The following is a 23,947-nucleotide window of genomic DNA, read 5'->3' as shown; positions in this document are numbered from 1 at the left end:
GCACCCCGCGCACCGCGGCCACGGACACGGCCGGGCGCGGGGGTCGGCCCGGCCGGTGGTTGCGCGAGGGTGGTCGCGGTCAGCGGCTTGTGCGAGTGCGGTAGCGCCAGGTCGACAGCGTGACGAAGACGGCGATGAGCAGTACCGAGCAGGCCGCGGTGTACAGCGAGGGATGCTGGGCGGGCCAGTTGTGCGGCACCCGGAAGCCGGGCGGGGGCGTATTGCCGAAGAGGTGGCGCAGGGCCCCCGCGAGCGAGGTGATCGGGTTCCAGGCGGCCACGGTGGACAGTGGGCCGGGCAGGGAGGAGCCGGAGACGAACGCGGAGGACACGAACGTCGCGGGGAACAGCCAGATCAGGCCGAGGCTTCCGGCCACTTGGGTGTTCGGCGCGATGAGGGCGACGAACACGCCGATCCAGGACATCGCGAAGGAGAACAGCAGCGCCAGCAGGAACCCGGCGGCCACCGCGAACGGGCTGTTGTGCGGGCGCCAGCCCATCAGCAGCCCGCAGGTCGTGGTGACGGCGACGCTGGCCACGCACGTCGCGAGGTCGGAGGTGGTCCGGCCGAGCAGCAGCGCCACGCGGGAGATCGGCAGGGCGCGGAAGCGGTCGACCATGCCCTGCTCCAGGTCCCTGGCGAGCCCGAGCGTGGTGAACGTGGTGGTGAAGGCCACTGTCTGAGCGAGCAGCCCGCCCACCATGTACTCCCGGTAGGCCGGGCCGCCCAGGCTGTTGCCGAAGACGTAGCCGATGAGCATGGCGTACACGACCGGCTCGACCAGACAGGTGATCAGCAGCCCCGGAGTGCGCCGCAGATGGAGCAGATTGCGCAGGGCGAGGTCGGCGCTCTCGGCGAGCACGCGGAGGACGGGATCGCGCCGGGCGCGGGTGGGGGAGGGGAAGGTCGCCGATGCCGGTCGACGCGGGGTGCGGGTGCCGCGCGCCTGGGTGGTCGCCGTCATCACGCCGCCTCCCGCCGGGCGCGGCTGGTGAGGCCGAGGAACACGTCGTCGAGGGTGCAGCGGCTGAGCCCGATCTCCAGCACCTCGACCTGCTCGCCCTCAAGTGCGGTCAGGGCGCGGCCCAGTGCGGCCCGGCCGTCGGCGGCGGCCGCCTCCACGCGCCGGGCACGGCGGTCCACCGTCGGGGTGGCGCCGGTGGCCCGCTGCGCGGCGCGTGCCGCCGCGTCGAGCTGATGGTCCTCGGCGACCCATACGACGAGCCGGTTGCCGGCGGCGGCCTTCAGTTCGTCGCTGGTGCCCTCGGCCACGACCTGGCCCCGGTCGATCACGGTGATCCGGTCGGCGAGGCGGTCCGCCTCCTCCAGGTACTGGGTCGTCAGCAGGATGGTGGTGCCGCCGGCGACCAGTTCGCCGACCGCTTCCCAGGTGTCGAGTCGGCTCTCGGGGTCGAGCCCGGTCGTCGGCTCGTCCAGGATGACCAGTGGCGGAGAACCGACGAGGGCGGCGGCCAGATCCAGCCGGCGGCGCATACCGCCCGAGTAGGTGCCCGCCGGGCGCCCCGCGACATCGGTGAGCCGGAACCTGGACAGCAGGTCATCTGCGACGCGGCGGGCCGTACGGCGGCCCACGCCGCGCAGTTTCGCGATGAGGTACAGGTTCTCGAAGCCGGTCAGCAGGGCGTCGACCGTCGAATACTGGCCAGCCATACCGATTGTGAAGCGGGCCTGCGCGGGATTGGCCGTCACATTCCAGCCGTTCACGAAAGCACGGCCGGAATCCGGCCTGACGAGGGTCGCGAGAATCTTTACCAGCGTGGTTTTCCCAGCGCCGTTGGGGCCCAGGAGCCCCAGGACTTCGCCCGGATCTACTTGTAGGTCCACGCCGCGTAAGGCGTGGTTCTCATTGAATTTCTTATGTAGTCCCTGCACGGCGATGGCCGACGCGGTCGGTGTATGCACAAATCCGTTCTACGTCGGCCGATGGTCGAAGTCGATCATGGAACGTTCAAGGTTTCTTGTGCGTTCGATGGGATTTCTTGACGATTGCTTGAATGTTTCACTACTGGTTCGAGGGTCGTGATTCCGTACGGTTTCCGTCGTGCGAGAATTACTCACGACGCTGAGGGAACAGGCAGCGCGTAATCCGCAGCAGCCGGCAGTGACCTTCGTCTCGGACTTCAGCGACATCAGACGGACAGTGCGCGACCGCGCGGAACTCGATCTGCATTCCAGGCGCATCGCCTCCTGGCTGCAGGAGCGGCTCTCCCCGGGCGACCGGGCTCTGCTCCTCTACTCCCCGGGAATCGAGTTCACCACCGCCTTCTCCGCCTGTGTCCACGCCGGCGTCATCGCCGTCCCCGCCCCCCTGCCGGGCCGCTACCGCCACGAGCGCCGCAGGCTCGCCGCCATCGCCCGCGACGCCGGGGTGCGCGCCATCCTGACGCAGGAGAGCGATCTCCCGGACGTCGAGAAGTGGATCGCCGAGGAAGGCGTCGTCGGTGCGGTCTGCCACCCGACCGACGCCGGGGACGGAGACCCGGACGCCTGGACCGCTCCCGAGGTGTCGCCCGACACCCTGGCCCTGCTCCAGTACACCTCGGGTTCGACCGGCGACCCCAAGGGCGTCATGGTCACCCACGGCAACCTGGTCGCCAACGTGGACCGCATGGTCCGCATGTTCGGCAACGACAGCGGCACGACGTACGGCGGCTGGATACCCCTGTACCACGACATGGGGCTCATCGGCCTGATGCTGCCCGGCCTCCTGTGCGGGAACGGGTACGTCCAGATGGACCCCATGTCCTTCCTGCGCCGCCCCTACCACTGGCTGCGCATGCTGGACGCCTGCGACGTCAACTTCACCGCCGCACCCGACTTCGGATACGAGATGTGCGTACGCCGGGTCACCGACGAGCAGCTCGCCACACTCGACCTGTCCCGGCTCAAGGCGGCCAACGGCTCCGAGCCCGTCCGTGCCGACGTGGTCACCGCCTTCACCGAACGGTTCGCCGCCGCGGGACTGCGCCCCGAGGCGCTCATCCCCGTGTACGGCCTGGCGGAGGCGACGCTCATGGCCTCCGGCACCACCGGACGGCCACCCCTGCGCACCGAGGTCGACGCCGCCGCCCTGGAGAACCGGGAGCTGCGGCCGGCCACCGGCACGCAGCCGTCCCGTGTCCTCGTCGGATGCGGGGCGCCGAGCGGATCCGACGTGCTGATCGTCGACCCCGACACCGGTGACGCCCTGCCCGACGGCCGCATCGGAGAAATCTGGCTCGACGGCCCCTGCGTCACTGCCGGTTACTGGGAGAACGACGACGCCACCGACGCCACCTTCCACGCCCGCGCCGGCGACGGACGCGGCCCGTTCCTGCGCACCGGCGACCTCGGCGGCCTGCTCGACGGCGACCTGTACATCACCGGCCGCCGCAAGGACGTCCTCGTCCTGCACGGACGCAATCTGCACCCCGCGGACATCGAGTACGAACTGCGCTCCCAGCACGAGGAGTTGGAGGGCCTGCACGGGGCTGCCTTCATGGTCGGGCACGACGACGGCGTGGACACCGCTCCGGCGATCGTCGCCGTGCACGAGATCCGTGCCCACTGGGGCGCCGAACGGCTCGGTGAGATCGCCGTCGCCATGAAGCAGACCATCGCCCGGGAGTTCGGCGTTCCGGTCGCGGCCGTCGCTCTTGTCCGGCCCGGCGGCGTACGGCGCACCACCAGCGGCAAGGTCCAGCGCTCCGCGATGCGCGCCCTCTACCTCGCCGGCGAACTGGACACCCTGCACCTCGCCGAGGACCCGCTGCTCACCGCCGCCCTTACCGAGCACCGGCGGGTGACCGCACGATGACCACCACGGCCGATCTGGAGAGTCTCCTCGCCGCCCACGAGGACGACGCCTTCTCACCCGGCACGCTCGCCCGGCTCGACGAGCGCGAGGCGTTCCCCGACGGCGCTGTCCGCCTCCTCGACGACGCCGGGCTGCCCGCCCACTACGTCCTCACCCCGGACGGCGACTTCAGCCGGACGGTGGAGCTGCTGCGTACCGTGGCCCGCCGCGACCTGACCGTGGCCATCGCGCACGGCAAGACGTTCCTCGGGGCGGCTCCGGTGTGGGTGGCCGGAACCGCGGACCAAGTCGCCCGGCTCGCCGAACGCGTACGCGCAGGCGAGGCGGTCTGCTGGGGGCTGACCGAGCGCGACCACGGGGCCGACCTGCTGGCGAGCGAGTTCACGGCGGTGGCCGAGGCAGCAGCAGACCCGATCGCCGGGGGCGGCTGGCGGCTCACCGGCGAGAAGTGGCTCATCAACAACGCCACCCGCTCCACCCTCGCCTGCGTCCTGGCCCGCACCGACCCCGCGGGCGGCGGACGCGGCTTCAGCCTCTTCCTCGTGGACAAGAGGCAGCTGCCGGAAGGCAGTTGGCTCGATCTGCCCAAGGTCCGCACGCACGGCATCCGCGGCGCCGACATCAGCGGTTTCGCCCTCGACGGCGCCCCGGTGCCGGCCGAAGCCCTCATCGGTGAGCCGGGCGACGGGATCGCCGTGGTCCTCAAGACCCTCCAGCTCACCCGTATCGCGTGCACCGCGCTCTCCCTCGGCGCCGCCGACCACGCCCTGCGGCTGGCCCGCGACTTCGCGATGGGACGCGAGCTGTACGGCCGCCGCCTCGCCGACGTCCCGCACGTACGGCGCATCCTCGGCCGGGCGGCCGCCGCCGCACTGACCGTCGAGGCCGTGAGCCTGCTCTCCGCCCGCTCGGTGCACACCCTGCCCGGGGAGCTGAGCGCGACCTCGGCGCTCACCAAGGCATACGTCCCGACACTCACCCAGCAGACCCTCACCTCCCTCGGTGAACTCCTCGGCGTACGCGGCTTCCTCACCTCACCACCCGGCGGCGGCTTCGCCAAGCTGGAACGCGACCACCGCATCTGCGCGATCTTCGACGGCAGCACGGTCGTCAACCGCGCCGCGCTCCTCAACCAGATGCCCCGCCTGGTCCGCCAGCTGAGCCGCCGCCGGGCCGACACCGAGGGCGTACGGGCCGCCGCCGACCTCACCTCTCCACTACCCCCGTTCGACCGGGACCGCCTGACGATGCTGTCGGTCACGGGATGCAGCGCCGTGCAGGTCCTGCCCGACGTGGCGGACCGCATACGGGCGCAAGGTCCCCCGCAGGCGGGCCCGCTCGTCGACCGGATGCTCGCCGAACTCGCCCGACTGGAAACGGAGTCGGCGGACTTCGTGCCGGTCGCGGGCGGACTGCCCAGCACCGCGTTCGGCATCGCCGAGGCATACGAGCGCGCCTACGCCGCTGCCGCCTGCCTGCTGCTGTGGCTGGAGAACCCGCCGCTGCGCACGGGACGGCTCGGCACGGACGGTCTGTGGCTGCGGGCCTGCCTGACCGCCCTGCTGGGCGGGAACGACGACGAGGTCTTCGACGCACTCGCGGGCGTCGTACTCGACACGCCCGCACCGGAGTTCACCCTCTGGGGAGGTCTCGCATGACCACCGACACGACGGGCCTCGCCCCCAAGCGCGCCGACGAACTGGAGCACCTGCTCGGCAGCCTCTCCGACCCGGCCAACCCCATCGGCGCCACCGCCGTCCTCGCCGCCGACGAACGCGCCGAGATGCTCACCGCCGGAGAGGAACTGATGCACTCCTACGGGATGAACGCCGAGTTCGTCCCACCCCGGCTGGGCGGCCGTCTCGAACGGGCCGACCACCTCACCGAGGTCGTACGCTCCCTCTACCGCCGCGACCCCGCACTCGGCCTCGGCTACGGCGCCAGTTCGCTCATCGCCGGAGTCACCCTGTGGACCGCCGGCGACGAACGGCAGAGCGAGCACGCGGCCCGCCTGCTGCTGGACGGCCGACGTATCGCCATCGCCTTCCACGAACTCGCGCACGGCAACGACATGGCGGGCATGGAGTTCGCCGCGACCACCGCACCCGACGGCCTGCGCCTGAGCGGCCGCAAGGAGGTCGTCACCAACATCGCGCGCGCCGACGCCATGGTCGTCCTCGCCCGCACCGACCCCCGCCCCGGTCCGCGCAGCCACTCCCTGGTCCTCGTCGACCGCGCGACCACCGACCCCGCCCGGCTGACCGACCTGCCGCGCTTCGGCACCGTCGGCATGCGCGGCGTACAGCTCGGCGGACTGCGCTTCGACGACCTGCCCGTGCCCCACTCGGCGGTGCTCGGCCCGGTCGGCTCCGGACTGGAGACGGCCCTGAAGGCCCTCCAGATCACCCGCACGGTCCTGCCCGCGATGGCCACCGGCATCCTCGACACCGGACTGCGCATCACCGTGGACCACCTGACCCGGCGTCGGCTCTACGGCGGCCCCGCCACCGCTCTCCCGCACGTCCGCTCGGTGCTGGCCGGTGTCCTCGCCGACCTGCTGCGCGCCGAGGCGCTCGGCGCGGTCGGTGCCCGTGCGCTGCACCTGGTGCCCGGTGCGGCGAGCGTGTACGCCTCCGCGGTCAAGTTCGAGGTGTCCCGGCTGCTGCTGGGGGCCATGGACCGGCTCGCGGAACTCCTCGGCGCCCACTTCTACCTCCGCGAGGGGCCGACCGCCCTGTTCCAGAAGCTGCTGCGCGACCTCGCCCCCGTCGGCTTCGGGCACATCGCGCGCGCCGCCTGCCAGATGAGTCTGCTGCCGCAGCTTCCCCTGCTGGCCCGCCGCACCTGGGACGGGCCCGGCACCGAGGCCCCCGCCGACCTGTACGCCCTCGCCGAGCCGCTGCCGCCACTGCCGTACGACCGGCTCGCCCTGCACGCCGCGGGCCGCGACCCGATCGCCGGTTCCCTGCACGCCCTGCCCGACGCGCCCTGGGCCCCCGAGCACGCCGACCTGCGGGCCGCCCTCGCCGCCGACCACGCGGAACTGACCGAACTTGCCGCCATATGCGGGAAGTTGTCGCCCGTGGAACTCGGCGTCGACGCCCGCCCCGAGCACTACGACCTCGTCACCCGCTACGTACGCCTGCTCTCCCGCACCGCCTGCGCCCAGGTCTGGCGCCATGCCGCGCCGGGGGACTTCCTGGCGGACCCCGCCTGGCTGCGCGCGGCACTGCACCGCTCGGCCCCCGCACCGCACGGGCCCGGCCCGCTGCCCGCCCAGGCCGAGAACACGCTCCTCACCGAACTCCTGGACCGCCGGGACACCGGCCGCTCCTTCGGCCTGACCGCAAGACGGCTCGCCGTCTGAGGCCCACCGGCCACCTCAAGTCCGTACGCGCCCGACACCGACCACCCCCGCGGGTGCGGAGTGCCGCCCTGCGCCCGGCTTTTCGTTCCCCTCCGTTTCAAGAAAGAGAACCCCCCTCATGACCGCTGGCAACCGTGACGTGCACACCTGGCTGACCGAGCGCGTGGCGACCTACCTGCGCCGTTCCCCGGAGGACATCGACACGTCGGTACCGCTGGCCGACTACGGCCTGGACTCGCTCACCGCGCTGGCCATCACCGCCGACATCGAGGACGAGTTCGAGGTGACCGTGGACGACGCCCTGACCTGGGACCACCCGACGGTCGACGCGCTGGGCGCTGCCCTGTCCGAGCTGGTCGAGGCGGCACGTACGAGCACGAAGCAGGTCTGACGATGAAGACTGCGCTACCCCTGACGGCGGCCCAGCACGGGGTGTGGGTCGCCCAACGCCTCGCCCCCGACAGCCACTTGTTCACCTGCGGCGTCTACTTCGACGTCCCCGGACCGGTGGACCGCGCGCTGCTGGCCCGCGCGGTCGAGCAGACCGTCGCCGAGACCGAGGCCCTGCGGGTCCGCTTCCGCGAGGACGGCGAGACGGTTCGGCAGAGCGTCGACCCGTCCGTCACCGGGGAGTTGGCATACCTCGACCTGAGCGGCGAGGCCGACCCGGCCGGTGCCGCCCGCGCCTGGATCGACGCCGACCAGTCCCGCCCCGTCCCGCTCACCAGTGACCGGCTGTTCCGCCACACCCTGCTGCGCCTCGGCCCCGACCGGCACTGGTTCCACTTCCGCTACCACCACATCCTCCTCGACGGCTACGGACAGGTCCTGCACTGCCGCCGCGTGCTGGAGGTCTACACGGCCCTCGCGGCGGGCGAACAGCCGCCCGCCAGCGGCTTCGGCACCCTCGGCGAGGTCCTGGCCGAGGAGCACGCCTACCTCGGCTCCGCCCGGCACGACCGCGACGGCGCCTACTGGCAGCGGGAGTTCGCCGACCTGCCCGAGTCCACCGAGCTGGGCTCCGGAGCCACAGGACTTGCGCCCAGCCTGCCCGGCGCGAATCTCCGACTGCCCGAGAAGACCGCCCTGCGCGTGCGCGGCCTCACCGGGTCCCGCTGGTCCCTGCCGGTGATCGCCGCCATGGCCGCCCACACCCACCGCGTCACCGGCGCCCACGACGTCCTCGTCCGCGTGTTCATGGCCGCCCGCCTCAGCCCGCACGCCCTGGCGACACCCGCCATGCTCGTCAACGACGTCCCGCTGCGGATCCCCGTCGACGGCGCGACCACCTTCACCGAACTGCTCGACCGGGTCGCCGCCCGACTCGCCGAGGCGACCCGCCACCAGCGCTACCCGCACGACGAACTCCGCCGCGACCTCGCCGCCACCGCCCACCCGGGCACCCTGAACGGCCCGTCCCTGAACGTCCTCTCCTTCGCCGCCGCCCGCCTGCCCTTCGGACCCGTCCAGGCTGAGGCACACCAGCTTGCCTCCGGCCCGGTGCGCGACCTCGCCCTGCACGCGTACGGCGACCCCGGGGCCGGCGACGGCATCGAGCTCACCGTCAACGCCCACCCCGGCCGCTTCACCCCCGAGACGGCCGCCGCCCACCGCGACCGCTACGCCCGTCTCCTCACCACCGCCACCGAACACCCCGAGCTGCCCATCGGCGCCCTCGACCTCCTCGACGACACGGAACGGGAGCGCTTCCACGCCCACAACACCGCCGACCGCGCGAGCGACCCGCGCTCCCTGGTGGAGCTGTTCGAGACGTGTGTGGCCCAGGACCCGGCCGCCGAGGCCGTGGTCTTCGCGGGCGAGCGGCTGACGTACGGCGAGCTGGGCGCCCGGGTGAACCGTCTCGCGCACGCCCTGCGCGGGCGGGGCGTGGGACCGGAGTCCCGGGTGGCGGTACGGCTGCCCCGCTCGTTCGACCTCATCGTCGCGCTGTGGGCGGTGCTGAAGACGGGCGCCGCGTACGTGCCGGTCGAGACCGGCTACCCGGCCGACCGGATCGCCTACGTCCTCGCCGACTCCCGTACGTCCTTCGTCATCGACGAGGAGAACGTACGGACTCTCGGCGAGGGCGAGCCCGAGACCGACCTCGGCGTCGTCCCACGGGGGGACAGCGCCGCCTATGTCATCCACACCTCCGGCACCACCGGCCGTCCCAAGGGCACCGTCGTCACCCACGCCGGTATCAGCAACATGCTCGCCTGGATGCAGGACGAGTACCGGCTGACCCCGGCGGACCGGGTCGTGCACAAGACGCCGGTCGGGTTCGACGTGTCGGTGTGGGAAGTCTTCTGGACCCTCACTCGCGGCGCGACCCTCGTCGTCGCCCACCCCGACGGCCACCGCGACCCGGCCTATCTGGCCCGCCTGGTCCGCGACGAACACGTCACCGTCATCCACTTCGTTCCGGCGATGCTCGGCCCGTTCCTCGACGAGTACGTGCCCGTCGACTCCCTGCGCATGGTCAGCTGCGGCGGCGAGGCCCTGCCCGCCGGGCTCGCCGAGCGCTTCCACCGCGAGTGCGGCGCCCGGCTCCACAACTCCTACGGCCCCACCGAGTTCTCGGTGACCGCCACCTCCCACGCCTGCGCCCCCGGCGTCCCCGTCACCATCGGCACGCCCACCCACAACTCCCGCGCCTACGTGCTCGACCCGGCCCTCCAGCCGGTCCCTGACGGCGTCACCGGCGAGCTGTACCTCGCGGGCGTCCAGCTCGCCCGCGGCTACTTCGACCGCCCCGGCCCGACCGCCGAGCGCTTCGTCGCCGACCCCTACGGCCCGGCTGGCACCCGGATGTACCGCACCGGTGACCTGGTGCGCCGACGGGCCGACGGAGACCTGGAGTTCGTCGGGCGCGCCGACGACCAGATCAAGATCAACGGTCAGCGGGTCGAACCCGCCGAGGTCGAGGCCGTGCTGGCGTCCGTGCCCGGAGTCGAGCAGGCCGTGGTCCTCGTCCACGACTCGGCGGCGGGCGCCCGGCAGCTCGTCGGCTATGTGACCGGCACCCCGAGGACCGACCCCCGGGCGCACCTGGCGACCCTGCTGCCCGCCCACATGGTGCCCGTGAGCGTGCACGTCCTGCCGTCGATCCCGGTCACCCTCAACGGCAAGATCGACCGCCGTGCCCTGCCCGCCCCGGCCCGGCCGACCGGCGGACGCGCCCCCGGCACTGCCACCGAGCACGCCCTGCACGCCCTCGCCGCCGACCTGCTGAACCGCCCCGAACTGGGCGTGGACGACGACCTGTTCGCCCTCGGCGCGGACAGCATCCACGCCATCCAGCTCGTCAGCCGCGCCCGCCGCCAGGGCCTCCACCTCACTCCCCAGGACGTCTTCGACCACCCGACCGTCGCCCGGCTCGCCACCGCGGTGACCACGGCACCGGCGCCCGCGCCCGTCGAGGACGACCCGGTCGGCGAGCTCCCGGAGACGCCGATGGCCCGGCGCCTCGCCGAACGCGGCGGCCCCACCGCCGGGTTCGCCCAGTCCCTCCTCCTGGCCGCCGGGCCCGGCCTGTCGTACGAGCGACTCGGTGCGGCCCTCCAACGCGTCCTCGACCGCCACGACGCCCTGCGCATGCGAGGCCGGCACATCCGGCCCGTGGGCGCCGTACGGGCCGAGGACTGCCTGACTCGCGCCCAGGACGAGGACGTGGCCGCGCACAAGGAGGCCGCCCGTCGCGCACTGTCGCCCGAGGACGGTGCGATGGTCCGGGCCGTGTGGTTCGCCTCCGGCCGACTGCTGCTCGTGCTCCACCACTTGGTCGTGGACGGCGTGTCCTGGCGCATCCTGCTGACCGACCTCACCCAGGCGCTCGCGGACGGCGAACTGTCCCCGGCCGGAACCTCCCTGCGCCACTGGGCCGCCCACCTCCGGGCCCCCGACGACGAACTCCCGCTGTGGACCGACCTGTCGTCCACCCCGGAACCCGTCCTCGGCGCCCGTCCCCTCGACCCCGCCCAGGACGTCCACGGCACCGCCCGTTCGATCACCGTCACCGTCCCGACGGACCTCACCGCCACCCTGCTGACCACGCTGCCCGCCGCCTACCGGGCCACCCCGGACGACATCCTCCTCGCCGCGCTCTCGGCCGCCGTACAGCGCCACCGGGGCGAGGGACCGGTCCTGGTCGACCTGGAGGGCCACGGCCGCGACCACCTCCCCGACGGCATGGACCTGTCCACCACCGTCGGCTGGTTCACCCGCATCCACCCGGTCCGCCTCGCCGCCGGCACCGAGACCGGCCCCGCCCTGCTCAAGCGCACCAAGGAGGAACTCCGCGCAGTCCCGCACGGCGGCCGCGGCCACGACCTGCTCCACGACCGCCTCACCGGCCTGCCCGCGCCCCAGATCTCCTTCAACTACCTGGGCCGTCTGGACGCAACCGACCTCGGCGGATGGCGCCTCGCCGACGACGCGAAGGCCGTGGAACTCCTCGCAGACGACGGCCTCGCGCTCACCCACGCCCTCCAGATCGACGCCTACGTCCGCGACGGCGAGCTCACCTCCGGGTGGACCTATCCCTCCGGGGTTCTCGACGAGACCGATGTACGCGCCCTCGCCGAGGCATGGACGACGGCCCTCACCGAACTCGCCGTCCACACGCGAGGCGGGCTCACCGTCTCCGACGTACCCCTCGTCCGGATCACCCAGGAGGAACTGGACCGGTTCCGCGGCGCCACCGACGTGCTGCCGCTCTCTCCGCTCCAGGAGGGCCTGCTCTTCCTCGCGCTGTACGAGCCCGACGACCCGTACGTCGGCCAGCTCGTCCTGGAGATCGACGGCGGCTTCGACACCGAGCGGATGAGGAACGCCGCAACCGCGCTGCTGCACCGCCACCCCAACCTGCGCGCCGCCTTCCGCAGCCGCTCGGCCGGCGCCCCCGTCCAGGTCGTCCCCGCCGACGTCAAGGTGCCGTGGGAGGAGCGCGACGAGGACGACGTGGAGGCGTTCCTCGCCCGGGACCGGGCGCGCGGCTTCAGCGTCGTACGACCGCCCCTGCTGCGGTTCACCGCTCTCGGTAACCGCCTCGTCCTGACCCACCATCACCTGCTGCTGGACGGCTGGTCGCTGCCGCTGCTGGTACGGGACCTGTTCAGCCTGTACGGCGGCGCCGACCTGCCCCCGGCCACCCCGTACCGCGACTACCTCGCCTGGCAGCGCGGGCAGGACCACGAGGCCTCCGGCGAGGCCTGGCGCGAACACCTCGCCGGCCTGACCGCACCCACTCTGCTGGCCCCCGCCGACCGCGCCTCGGGCGGCCACGGCGTCCACGAACTGGTTCTGTCCGAGGCGCTGACCGACGGCCTGTCGGCGACCGCCCGTGCGCACCGGCTCACCCTGAACACCGTCGTACAGGGCTTGTGGGCCCTGCTGCTGAGCGGCTTCACCGAGCGTGACGACGTCGTGTTCGGCGCGACCGTCTCCGGGCGCCCGCCCGAGCTGTCCGGCGCGGAGTCGATGGTCGGGCTGTTCGTCAACACCCTGCCGGTCCGCGTGCGGATCGACCCCGACGAGCCCCTGTCCGCGCTGCTGGCCCGAGTCCAGCACGAGCAGCGTTCGCTCGACGCCCACCAGCACGCCTCCCTGGCCGAGCTGACGCGCGCGTCCGGCTTCGACGCGCTGTTCGACACCATCGTCGCCTTCGAGAACTACCCGATGGACGACGGCATCGAGGCCGGTGGACTGCGCCTGGCCCACGCCGACCTCGTCGAGCGCACCCACTACCCGGTCAGCCTGTCCGTCTTCCCCGGCGAGCGGCTGCGGCTGCGCTTCTCCTACCTCGCCGGCGCCTTCGACGCGCCGGCCGTCGCACGCGTCGCCGACCACCTCGTCGACCTGCTCCGCAGCGCCACGGTCGAACTCGACGTCAAGACCGGTGCGTTGACCGCTGTGAGCGAGGAGGACCGGCTGCTGGTCACCGGCGTCCGTACGGCCGACGCCCCCGCGAAGGCCGCGGCCACCGTCACGGGCGGCGATCCCCGCTCGCCGGAGGAGCAGAAGCTGTGCGCCATCGTCGCCGACGTGCTCGGCGTCGAACGGGTCGGCGTGCACGACGAGTTCTTCGCGCTCGGCGGCACCTCGATCCTGATGATCCGCCTCGTCCACCGCGTCCGCGACGAGTTCGGCGTCGACCTGTCCCTGCGGGACGTCTTCGCCGGCCCGACCGTCGCCGGCGTCGCCGAACGGCTGACCCGGCTGGCCCCGCAGGCCAAGCGGATCACGGCCGAGGAGCGGCCCGGCCGCGTCCCGCTGTCGTTCGCCCAGGAACGCATGTGGTTCCTCCAGCGGCTTCAGGGCGCCTCGGGGACGTACAACATCCCCATCCAGGTCCGGCTCACCGGCCCGCTCGACGCGGACGCGCTCGGTGCCGCGCTCGCCGACCTGGTCGCCCGCCACGAGGCACTGCGCACCCTGTACCCGGAAGACGCCGACGGCCCGCACCAGGTCGTCCTGCCCCCGGACACCGGCTTCACCATGGACGTCGTACGCGACGCGGGTCCCGCCCCCGACCTCGCCGCCTCCGCCGCCCGCCCCTTCGACCTCACCCGCGACCTGCCGCTGCGGGCCACGCTCTACCCGACCGGACCGGACAGCCACGTCCTGCTCCTCGTGGTGCACCACATCGCCACCGACGGAGCCTCGCTGCGGCCCCTCACCGAGGACCTGTCCGCCGCCTACCGGGCGCGGGTCGACGGCGACGCGCCCCGGTTCCCCGAACTCACCGTCCAGTACCCGGACTTCGCGATCTGGCAGCGCGAGACGCTCGCCGCGGACCTCCCGCGCCAGATCGACTACTGGAAAGAGCACCTCGACGGCCTCCCGCCCGAGGTCACCTTCCCCGGCGACCGGCCCCGCCCGGCCGTGGCCACCCACCGCGGCGACCACGTGGAGTTCCCCGTCGACGCGGAGCTCTACCAGCGGATGCTGGACCTGGCCGGCCGCACCCGCACGACCCCGTTCATGATCCTCCAGGCCACCGTGTCCCTGCTGCTGACCCGGCTCGGCGCCGGCGAGGACATCCCCCTCGGCGGTGTGATCGCCGACCGGCCCGACTCGGTGCTCGACGACGTCGTCGGCGTCTTCATCAACACCCTCGTCTACCGCATGGACACCTCCGGCGACCCGACCTTCGAGGAACTGCTGGACCGCGTCCGCGAGACGGGCCTGGCCGCCTACGCCCACCAGGGCGTGCCCTTCGAGCGCCTCGTGGAGGAGCTCAACCCGGAGCGCTCCCGCTCCCGGCACGCCTTCTTCCAGGTCATGCTGGCCTGGCTCGACCTCACCGAGGCCCGCTTCGACCTGCCCGGCGTCACCGCCGACCCCGGCCCGGTGACCAGCGGCACCGCCAAGTTCGACGTGCACTTCGACTGCCACGTCCACGAGGACGGCGGGCTGCTGTGCCGCCTGGAGTACGCCACCGACCTGTACGACCGCCGGACCGCGCAGAGCTTCGCCGCCCGCTTCGTACGCGTCCTGAAGGGCGTCACCGCCGACCCCGGACAGCGGCTGTCCCAGGTGGACGTCCTCGGCGCCGACGACCGCGCCCTCGTCCTGCACGGCTGGAACGACACCGCCGTGACGTTCGACGGCGAGGGTTCGGCGGTCGAGCTGTTCGAGGCGCACGCGCTGCGGAACCCGGACGCCGAGGCGATCCTCTTCGAGGGCGACCGGGTCACGTACGGCGAGTTCAACACCCGGGTGAACCGGCTCGCACACGCCCTGCGCGCACGGGGCGTCGGACCCGAGTCACGGGTCGCCGTGATGCTGCCGCGCTCGGTCGACCTGATGGTGGCCCTGTGGGCGGTGATCAAGGCGGGCGCCGCGTACGTGCCGATCGACACCGGCTACCCGGCCGACCGCATCGCGTACATCCTCGACGACTCCGGCGCCCGGCTGCTGATCTCCGACCGGGACGCGGACGGCTTCGAGCGCATCTCCCCAGACGCCGAGGGGCCCACGCAGAACCCCGGGGTGACGACCCGCGGCGACAACGCCGCGTACGTCATCTACACCTCCGGCTCCACCGGCCGGCCCAAGGGCACCGTCAACACCTACGCGGGCATGGCGAACCGGCTGTGGTGGATGCAGCGCGACCACCGACTCGCGGCCGGCGAGCGGGTGCTGCAGTCCACCCCGGTCAGCTTCGACGTGTCGGTGTGGGAGGTCTTCTGGACCCTGATGTACGGCGGCACCCTCGTCGTGGCCCGGCCCGACGGCCACCGCGACCCGCTCTACCTGGAGCGGCTGATGAGCGAGGAGTCCGTCGGCGTCGTCCACCTCAGCGCGTCCATGCTCGGCGCCTACCTGGCCGAGACCCGGCTGCCGGACTCCGTCCGCCTGGTCGTCTCCGGCGACGAGGCCCTGCCCGCCGAGCTGGTCCGCCGATTCCACGAGTACGCGCAGGACGAGGCCGCCGTGCTGCTCAACGCCTACGGTCCGACCGAGGCCGCCGTCGACGTCACCGCCTGGGCCGCGCCGCCCGACACCGAGACCGTGCTGATCGGCGGCCCCGTCGCCAACACCCGTGCGTACGTCCTCGACGCGACGCTGGCGCCGGTCGCCCCCGGCGTGCCCGGCGAACTGTACGTCGAGGGCGTCCAGCTGGCCCGCGGCTACCTCGACCGGCCCGCCCTGACCGCCGAACGGTTCGTCGCGAGCCCCTACGGCCCGCCCGGCACCCGCATGTACCGCACGGGCGACGTGGCCCGCTGGACGGCGGACGGCGAGCTGGAGTACCTCGGCCGCGCCGACAACCAGGTCAAGCTGCGCGGCTTCCGGGTCGAACTCGGCGAGATCGAGGACGCGCTGGTCGACCACCCGGCCGTCACCCAGGCCGCCGCGGCCGTCCACGGCCAGTGGCTCGTCGGCTACGTCGTCCCCGCCGACCCGATCGCCCCGCTCGACGCCGCCGACGACATCCGCGACCGGCTCGCCGCCCGGCTGCCCGAGTACATGGTCCCGGCCCAGATCGTCACCCTGGAGGAGCTGCCGCTCACCCCGAACGGCAAGCTCGACCGGGGGGCCCTGCCGGTCCCCGACCTCGCCCACACCGGCGGGCGAGCGCCGCGCACCCCGCAGGAGGAGATCCTGTGCGGCCTGTTCGCCGAGGTGCTCGGTGTGCCCGAGGTGTCGATCGACGACGACTTCTTCTCGCTCGGCGGCCATTCCCTGCTGGTCACCCGGCTGGCCGGCCGTATCCGCGCCGCCCTCGACGTCGACATCGAACTCTCGGTGCTGTTCGAGGCGACGACCGTGGCGAAGCTCGCGGCCCGGCTCGCCGGGAGCGGACCGCGCCGCACCGGCATCACGGCCCAGCCACGAGAGGGGCGCCTGCCGCTTTCGTATGCCCAGGAGCGGCTGTGGTTCCTGCACCGCTTCGAGGGCCCGTCCCCGACGTACAACCTGCCGGTCGCGCTACGCCTGACCGGCGACCTCGACGTGGCCGCGCTCACCGCCGCCCTGGACGACCTGGCCGCGCGGCACGAGGCCCTGCGCACGGTCTTCGCCGAGGACGGACACGGCCCCCACCAGGTCGTGCTGCCGTCGGTGCCGCCGCTCAGCGTGGTGAGCGTGGACGAGGAGGGTCTCGCCGAACGGCTGGCGCAGGAGGTCCGCACCCCGTTCGACCTCGTCACCCGACCGCCACTGCGGGCCACCCTGTTCGACCTCGGCGAGAGCGCTTACGTCCTGCTCCTCGTCCTGCACCACATCGCCGGTGACGGCGCCTCCATGGCCCCGCTCGCACGCGACCTCGCCACCGCCTATGCGGCCCGGACGAAGGGCGAGGAACCCGGCTGGGCTCAACTGCCCGTCCAGTACGCCGACTTCGCGGTGTGGCAGCGGCAGACCCTGGGGGAGTCCGACGACCTGGACAGCGTCCTGTCCCGGCAGCTCGACCACTGGCGGGCCACGCTCGCCGGACTGCCCGAACAGATGGAGCTGCCCTTCGACCGGCCCCGGCCCGCCGTCCCCACCCACCGCGGCGACACCGTGCCCTTCGCCGTCGCACCCGAGGTCCACGAGGCCCTCGTACGGCTCGCCCGCGAGCGCCACACGACCGTCTTCATGGTCCTGCACGCAGCCCTCGCCACCCTGCTGCACCGGCTCGGCGCGGGCGACGACATCGTCATCGGCTCCCCCGTCGCCAACCGCACGGACGACGCCCTGGCACCCCTGGTCGGCTACTTCGCCAACAACCTCGTCCTGCGCACCGACCTGACCGGCGACCCCGACTTCACCGAGGTGCTGCGCCGGGTGCGGGCCGCCGACCTGGCCGCCTACGCCCACCAGGACGTGCCGTTCGAGCGGCTCGTGGAAGCCGTCAACCCGGTGCGCTCCACCGCCCGGCACCCCCTGTTCCAGACCGGCCTGAACTTTGGCAACGCCGACCAGCAGACGGCCCTCGACCTCGCCGTCGAACTGCCCGGACTGTCGGCGCGCGTGCAGCCGGTCGCCTCGCCCGCCGCCAAATTCGACCTGTCGTTCTTCCTCACCGAGAGGCCCGAGGGCGGGGTGAGCGGGCTCCTGGAGTTCGCCACCGACCTGTTCGACCGCGACTCGGCCGCCCGGATCGCGGAACGCTTCACCCGGCTGCTCGCCGACGTCATCGCCGAACCCGGCCGCCCCGTAGGGGAGTTCGACGTCGTCGACGACGACGAGCGACGCCTGCTGCTCACCGACTGGAACGCCACCGCCCACGAGGTGCCAGCACAGACCCTCACCGACCTGATCGAAGCCCAGGTGGCCCGTACGCCGGACGCCCCCGCGGTGGTCTTCGGCACGACCGAGCTGTCGTACGCCGAACTCGACGCCCGCGCCGACCGGCTGGCCCGGCACCTGGCCGCCCTCGGCACCGGTCCCGAGCGGTACGTCGCCGTACTGATGCCGGTCTCCGAGAACATCCCGGTGACCCTGCTGGCCGCCCTGAAGACGGGGGCCGGCTATCTGCCGCTGGACCCGGCGCACCCGGCCGACCGACTCGCCTTCATGCTGAGCGACATCGCGCCGGTCGCGGTTGTCACCACGGCGGAACTGGCCGATGTCGTACGGCCGTTGACCGGCGCGGCTGTCGTTCTGGCGGACGATCCTGCGCTCGCCGAACAGCCGTCCGTCCCCCTCACCGAAGTGGTCCGTCGGCCTGAGCACGCCGCGTTCGTCATCTTCACCTCGGGCTCGACCGGGCGCCCCAAGGCGGTCGTCGTCGAACACCGCTCGCTCGTCGCCTACCTGGCGTGGGCGACGGCTGAGTACGCGAGCCTGCGTCGCCGCGTCCTGGTGCACTCGCCGGTCTCGTTCGACCTCACCGCCACCGGCATGTTCGGCCCGCTGATCTCCGGCGGCACCGTGGAACTGGTCCGCTGGACCTCCAGCGGCCCCGACCCGGACGCCCGCGTCACCCGGCCCGACTTCGTCAAGGCCACCCCCAGCCATCTGCACCTGCTCGGCGCGGTGCCCGAGGAGTACTCGCCGCAGGATCAACTCGTCCTCGGCGGGGAGTCGTTGCTCGGTGACGTGCTGGACGCCTGGCGCGCCCGCAACCCCGGGGTGACCGTCCTCAACGAGTACGGCCCCACCGAGACCACGATCGGCTGCAGCCTGTTCCGCATCGAACCCGGCGACCCCGTGCCGCCCGGCGTCATCACCATCGGCACGCCCGCCTGGAACACCCAGATGTACGTGCTGGACGCGCTGCTGCGTCCCGCGCCCGTCGGCACCGCCGGTGAACTGTACGTCGCGGGCGACCTCGTCACCCGCGGCTACCACGGACGCCCCGGCCTGACCTCCGGGCGTTTCGTCGCCAACCCGTACGGCCCGCCCGGCTCCCGGATGTACCGCACCGGCGACCTGGCCCGCTGGACGGCCGCCGGGCTGCTGGAGTTCGTCAGCCGCGTGGACGACCAGGTCAAGATCCGCGGCTTCCGCATCGAACTCGGCGAGGTGGAGGCCGTCCTGACGGCACAGCCGGGCATCGACGCGGCCGCGGTGGTCGTCCGCGAAAACGCCCCTGGCGACAAGCGCCTCGTCGCCTACGTGGTGCCCGAGCCGGATCGTCCGGCGGACCCGGCGGCCCTGCGCGCCGCCGCCGCACGGGCGCTGCCCGACTACATGGTCCCCGCCGCCTTCGTCGTGCTGGACACCCTGCCGCTGACCGCCAACGGCAAGATCGCCCGCAAGGCGCTGCCGGCCCCGGACCTCAAGCCCGAGGGCCCGGGCCGACCGCCCGCCGAGGGCATCGAGCGGCGCGTGGCGGACCTCTTCGCGGCCGTCCTCGGAGTGCCCGACGTGGGCGCCGACGACGACTTCTTCCGCCTCGGCGGCCACTCCCTGCTCGTCGCACGGCTGGTCAACCGCGTCCGGACCGACCTCGGCGCCGAGCTGTCCATCCGGGAGGTCTTCGAGCACGCAACCGTCGCCCGGCTCGCCGAACTGCTGTCGGCCCGGCCGGCGAAGGCCTCGCGGCCGCCGCTCGTCCGGCGCGAAGGGTCCGATCGGCCCGAGCGAGTGCCACTGTCGGCGGCACAGCGGCGGATGTGGTTCCTCGACCGGCTCGACGGCCCCGCGCAGACGTACACCATCCCCGTCGTCCTGCGCATGACGGGCGCCCTCGACCGGGACGCCCTGCGGGACGCCTTCGGCGACGTGGTCCGACGGCACGAAGTGCTGCGCACGGTGATCGCCGACGGTCCGGACGGACCGCACCAGGTCGTCGTCGACACCGAACCGCGCTTCGAGACCCTCTCGTCCGACCCGGCCGGCTTCGCCGCAGGGCTGGCGGAGGCCGCCCGGACGCCGTTCTCCTTGGACCACCAACCGCCCATCCGCGCCATGCTGTTCACGGACGGGGACCGGGAACACGCCCTGCTGCTGCACCTGCACCACATCGCGGGCGACGGCGCCTCCATGCGGCCCCTCGCCGAGGACCTCTCCACGGCCTACGCCGCCCGACTCGCCGGCCGCGCCCCCGACTGGGCTCCGCTGCCCCTCCAGTACGCCGACTACGCGCTGTGGGAGCGGGAACTGCCGGCCGACCGGCTCGACTTCTGGACCGGGCAGCTGGCCCGGATCCCCGAGCAGATCGAGCTGCCCACCGACCGGCCCCGGCCGGCCGTCGCCTCCCAGCGCGGTGGCACGGTGCCCTTCACGGTGCCGGCCGCGCTGCGCCGCCGTATCGACGCGCTCGGCGGGGACCGGGGCGCCAGCGCCTTCATGGTGCTGCACGCCACGCTCGTCACCCTGCTGAACCGACTCGGCGCCGGTGACGACATCGTGCTCGGCACGCCCGTCGAAGGCCGCCCGGACACCGCGCTCGAAGACCTCGTCGGACTCTTCGCCAACACGCTGGTCCTGCGCGTCGACACCTCCGGCGACCCCACGTTCGAGGAACTCCTCGACCGGGTGCGCGCGGCGGACGTGGCGGCGTACGACCACACCGACGTGCCGTTCGAGCGGCTGGTCGAGGTCCTCAATCCGGCGCGCTCGCGCTCACGGCACCCCCTGTTCCAGGTCATGCTGACGCTCAACCAGGAGGCGATCACACCCACGCTGCCCGGTCTTGACGTGACCGTCGAAGACGTGGCGGGCGACCGGGCCAAGTTCGACCTGTCGCTGACGCTCGTCGAGACCGCCGACGGCGGCTGGTCCGGATCGGTCGAGTACGCCTCCGACCTGTTCGACCGCGCCACCGCCGAGCGTGTCGCAGCCCGCTATCTGCGCCTGCTCCAGGAGGTGACCGCCGACCCGGCGCGCCCCCTGCACGCCCTGCCCCTCCTCACCCCCGCCGAACGCGAGGACGCGCTCGTCCGCCGCAACGACACCGCCCGGCCGCTGCCGGGGTCCTCGCTGCCGGAGATGTTCGAAGCCCAGGTGGCGCACACTCCGCACGCCGTGGCCGTCGTCGCGGACGGTACGGAGCTGACGTACGACGAGCTGAACCGTCGCGCGAACCGGCTCGCCCGGCATCTGGCCGCGCTCGGGGCCGGACCGGAGACCGTCGTCGCCGTGGTCCTGCCGCGCCGCCCGGAGGTGATCGTGGCGCTGCTCGCGGTACTGAAGACCGGGGCCGCCTACCTGCCGATCGACCCGGCCAACCCGCAGGCGCGGATCGACGCCCTTGTCGCCGACGCGGGCGCCGCGACCGTCCTCGACGAGGACGCGCTCGCCGCAGCCCCGGACACCGGCGCCGACGGTGACCTGTCGGTCCAGGTGCACCCTCACCAGGCCGCCTACCTGATCTACACCTCCGGATCGACGGGCCGCCCGAAGGGAGTGGTCGTCGAACACGGTTCGCTCGCCGCCTACTTGAGCGAGGCCGCGGCGATGTACCCCGCCGCATCGGGCGAGTCCCTGGTCCACACCTCCCTCGCCTTCGACATGCCGGTGACCACGCTGTTCACTCCGCTGATCACCGGCGGCCGGGTGCGGTTCGGGGAACTGGACGAGGACACACCGACCCCGGACCTGCTCAAGGTCACCCCGAGCCATCTACGGCTGCTGGAGTCGCTGCCCGACCGCGTCAGCGACGCCCGGAACCTGGTCATCGGCGGCGAGGCACTCGACGGCACCGCCCTGCAGGCGTGGCGCGAGAGGCACCCCAAGGCCGTGGTGATCAACGAGTACGGCCCGACCGAGGCGACCGTCGGCTGTGTCGTCCACCGGCTCGAACCGGACGACGACCTCGCCGCCGGGCCGGTGCCCATCGGCCGCCCCATCGCGGGCGCGCGCGTGTACGTGCTCGACGAGCGCCTCCAGCCCGTCCCGGACGGTGTGTGGGGCGAGCTGTACCTCGCCGGCGCCGGACTCGCCCGCGGCTACGCCGGCCGGCCCGGTCAGAGCGCCGAACGCTTCGTCGCCGACCCGTACGGCCCGCCCGGCACCCGGATGTACCGGGTGGGCGACCGGGCCCGATGGAACCGCGCCGGGGTGCTGGAGTACGCCGGACGCGTCGACGACCAGGTCAAGATCCGGGGCTACCGGATCGAGCCCGGGGAGATCGAGACCGCGCTCACCGCGCTCGACGGCGTGGCCCGAGCCGCCGTGATCGCCCGCGAGGACCGCCCCGGCGACCAGCGGCTGGTCGCGTACTTCGTCGCCGAAACACGGTTGGCGGCCGAGGAGTTGAAGGCCCGGCTCGCCACCGTCCTCCCCGCCCACCTCGTACCGTCCGCGTTCGTCGAGGTCGACGCCATCCCGCTGAACGCCAACGGCAAGCTCGACCGCAGGGCACTGCCCGCCCCGCCGGACACCGCCGCCGGTACCGGCCGGGCGCCGCGGACCGAACGGGAGGCCGTGCTGTGCGGGCTGTTCGCCGAGGTACTGGGGGTGCCCGAGGTCTCCGCCGACGACGACTTCTTCGCGCTGGGCGGTCACTCCCTGCTCGCCGTCCGTCTGGCCGGCCGCATCGGTGAGACGCTGGCGGTCCGCTTCAGCCTGTCGGCGCTTCTCGAAGCACCGACCCCGGAGGGACTGGCCCGCCGCCTCACGGAGGGCGGCCCGCACGCCTCGTCGTGGGTGCCGGACTCGGAAGCCGAGCTGAGTCCCGACCTGCGCTTCACGTCCGGTACATCCCCCGCCGGCCTGCCCGGCGTGCCGCATGCCGACCCGCATGCCGGTGGTCCTCGGGAGATCCTGCTGACCGGGGCCACAGGGTTCGTCGGAGCCTTCCTCCTGGCCGAGCTGCTGGAGCGGACATCGGCGCGGGTGCACTGCCTCGTCCGTGCGCGGACCGACGCCGAGGCGGGCGAGCGGCTGACCGGGGCCCTGCGGCGCTACGGCATCGACCTCGGGCCGACGCCGGACGATCCGCGGCTGAACGTCGTCCTGGGCGACCTGGCGGCAGAGGGCCTCGGCCTCGCCCCCGCGCACTGGGCGAGGCTGCGCGAGCGGGTCGACACGATCGTCCACAGCGGCGCACACGTCCATCACCTCTCCCCGTACACCCTGCTGAAACCGGCCAACGTGGAGGGCACCCGAACCCTGCTGCGCCTGGCCGCCGAAGGCCGGCCGAAAGCGTTCCACCACCTCTCCACCCTCGGCGTGTTCGGGCCCGGCCAAGGCTCCCGGCTGGTCACGGAGGATTCACCGACCGACGGTGAGAAACACCCGTTCGGGAACGGGTACGCGGCGAGCAAGTGGGTCGCGGACCGGCTCGTGGAGCGTGCCTTCGAGCGGGGAGCCACCGGCGGCATACACCGGCTCGGCCGCATCTGGGCACACACCTCGACCGGTGCCGTCAGTCCGGACGACATGTTCTCCCGGCTGCTCACCAGTTGCGCCGCGCTCGGTCGCCATCCGGTCGGACCGGATCTGGAGGAAGCGCTGCTCCCCGTCGATGTCCTGGCCCGCGCCGTCGTCGGGCTGATCCTGACCGGGACGGGAACCGCCAGTGTGCACCACCTCCACCACCCGCGCAGGGTCGGAGCCGGTGTCTTCATGAGCGGCTATGACCGGATGCACGGGACGGCCTCCGAACCGGTCCCGCTCACCGAGTGGCTGCACTGCCTGCGGCGTGCGAGCGAACGGGGACAGGACCTGTCGATCCTGCCCTACCAGGTGTATCTCGAAGAGCACGCGAGGAACGCACCGGACCCGCAGCAGCCGACCCTGGAGTTCGAGAACGACAGGACGCTGCAGCGGCTGCGGGATCTGGCGGTCGCGATCCCGGACATCGACGAGGCCGCGATCTCCCGCTACTGGGACTTCGTCGAACGGTGAGGCGAGCCGCGCGGACCGGCCTCGGTGATCCG

Annotated in this window: 7 protein-coding genes; 5 read left to right on the top strand and 2 right to left on the bottom strand. The window is 72.9% G+C overall.

Annotated elements, in window-relative coordinates; all coding sequences use genetic code 11:
* Window positions 1-79: 79 nt before the first annotated feature.
* Window positions 80-967, bottom strand: coding sequence for an ABC transporter permease (locus L0P92_RS15700; RefSeq protein ID WP_372497267.1), 888 nt, complete (start codon window positions 965-967; stop codon window positions 80-82).
* Complete coding sequence (locus L0P92_RS15695; protein WP_234763325.1) at window positions 964-1,845, bottom strand: ABC transporter ATP-binding protein; 882 nt, start codon at window positions 1,843-1,845, stop codon at window positions 964-966. Before L0P92_RS15695 ends, L0P92_RS15700 begins: the two co-directional genes overlap by 4 nt.
* A 217-nt stretch (window positions 1,846-2,062) precedes the next feature.
* Between L0P92_RS15695 and L0P92_RS15690 the strand changes: the two genes are divergently transcribed.
* The 5 genes from L0P92_RS15690 to L0P92_RS15670 all read left to right on the top strand — a co-directional run bounded on the left by L0P92_RS15690 (window position 2,063) and on the right by L0P92_RS15670 (window position 23,915).
* Window positions 2,063-3,817 (top strand): fatty acyl-AMP ligase, encoded by a 1,755-nt coding sequence (locus L0P92_RS15690; RefSeq protein WP_234763324.1) that lies wholly within the window; start codon window positions 2,063-2,065, stop codon window positions 3,815-3,817.
* Entirely contained in the window at window positions 3,814-5,475 is a 1,662-nt protein-coding gene (locus L0P92_RS15685; protein WP_234763323.1) for an acyl-CoA dehydrogenase family protein, read from the top strand. The genes L0P92_RS15690 and L0P92_RS15685 overlap by 4 nt, the downstream gene beginning before the upstream one ends.
* Entirely contained in the window at window positions 5,472-7,184 is a 1,713-nt protein-coding gene (locus L0P92_RS15680; RefSeq protein ID WP_234763322.1) for an acyl-CoA dehydrogenase family protein, read from the top strand. The genes L0P92_RS15685 and L0P92_RS15680 overlap by 4 nt, the downstream gene beginning before the upstream one ends.
* Before the next feature lie 118 nt (window positions 7,185-7,302).
* On the top strand, window positions 7,303-7,575 hold the full coding sequence (locus tag L0P92_RS15675; protein WP_234763321.1) for an acyl carrier protein: 273 nt from the start codon (window positions 7,303-7,305) through the stop codon (window positions 7,573-7,575).
* A 2-nt stretch (window positions 7,576-7,577) separates the two neighbouring features.
* A complete protein-coding gene (locus L0P92_RS15670) occupies window positions 7,578-23,915 on the top strand; it encodes a non-ribosomal peptide synthetase (RefSeq protein ID WP_234763320.1) in 16,338 nt (5,445 codons plus the stop codon).
* Window positions 23,916-23,947: the final 32 nt, after the last annotated feature.

Origin of the sequence: Streptomyces muensis, from assembly GCF_021474425.1 — a bacterium.
Lineage (GTDB): Bacteria > Actinomycetota > Actinomycetes > Streptomycetales > Streptomycetaceae > Streptomyces > Streptomyces muensis.
This window is presented reverse-complemented; position numbering and strand designations above follow the sequence as displayed.

What these genes read in the sequence shown, in the direction of transcription:
- L0P92_RS15685 (WP_234763323.1), top strand. Translation starts at nt 3,814, where the DNA reads ATGACCACCACGGCCGATCTGGAGAGTCTCCTCGCCGCCCACGAGGAC.
- L0P92_RS15680 (WP_234763322.1), top strand. Translation starts at nt 5,472, where the DNA reads ATGACCACCGACACGACGGGCCTCGCCCCCAAGCGCGCCGACGAACTG.
- L0P92_RS15675 (WP_234763321.1), top strand. Translation starts at nt 7,303, where the DNA reads ATGACCGCTGGCAACCGTGACGTGCACACCTGGCTGACCGAGCGCGTG.
- L0P92_RS15670 (WP_234763320.1), top strand. Translation starts at nt 7,578, where the DNA reads ATGAAGACTGCGCTACCCCTGACGGCGGCCCAGCACGGGGTGTGGGTC.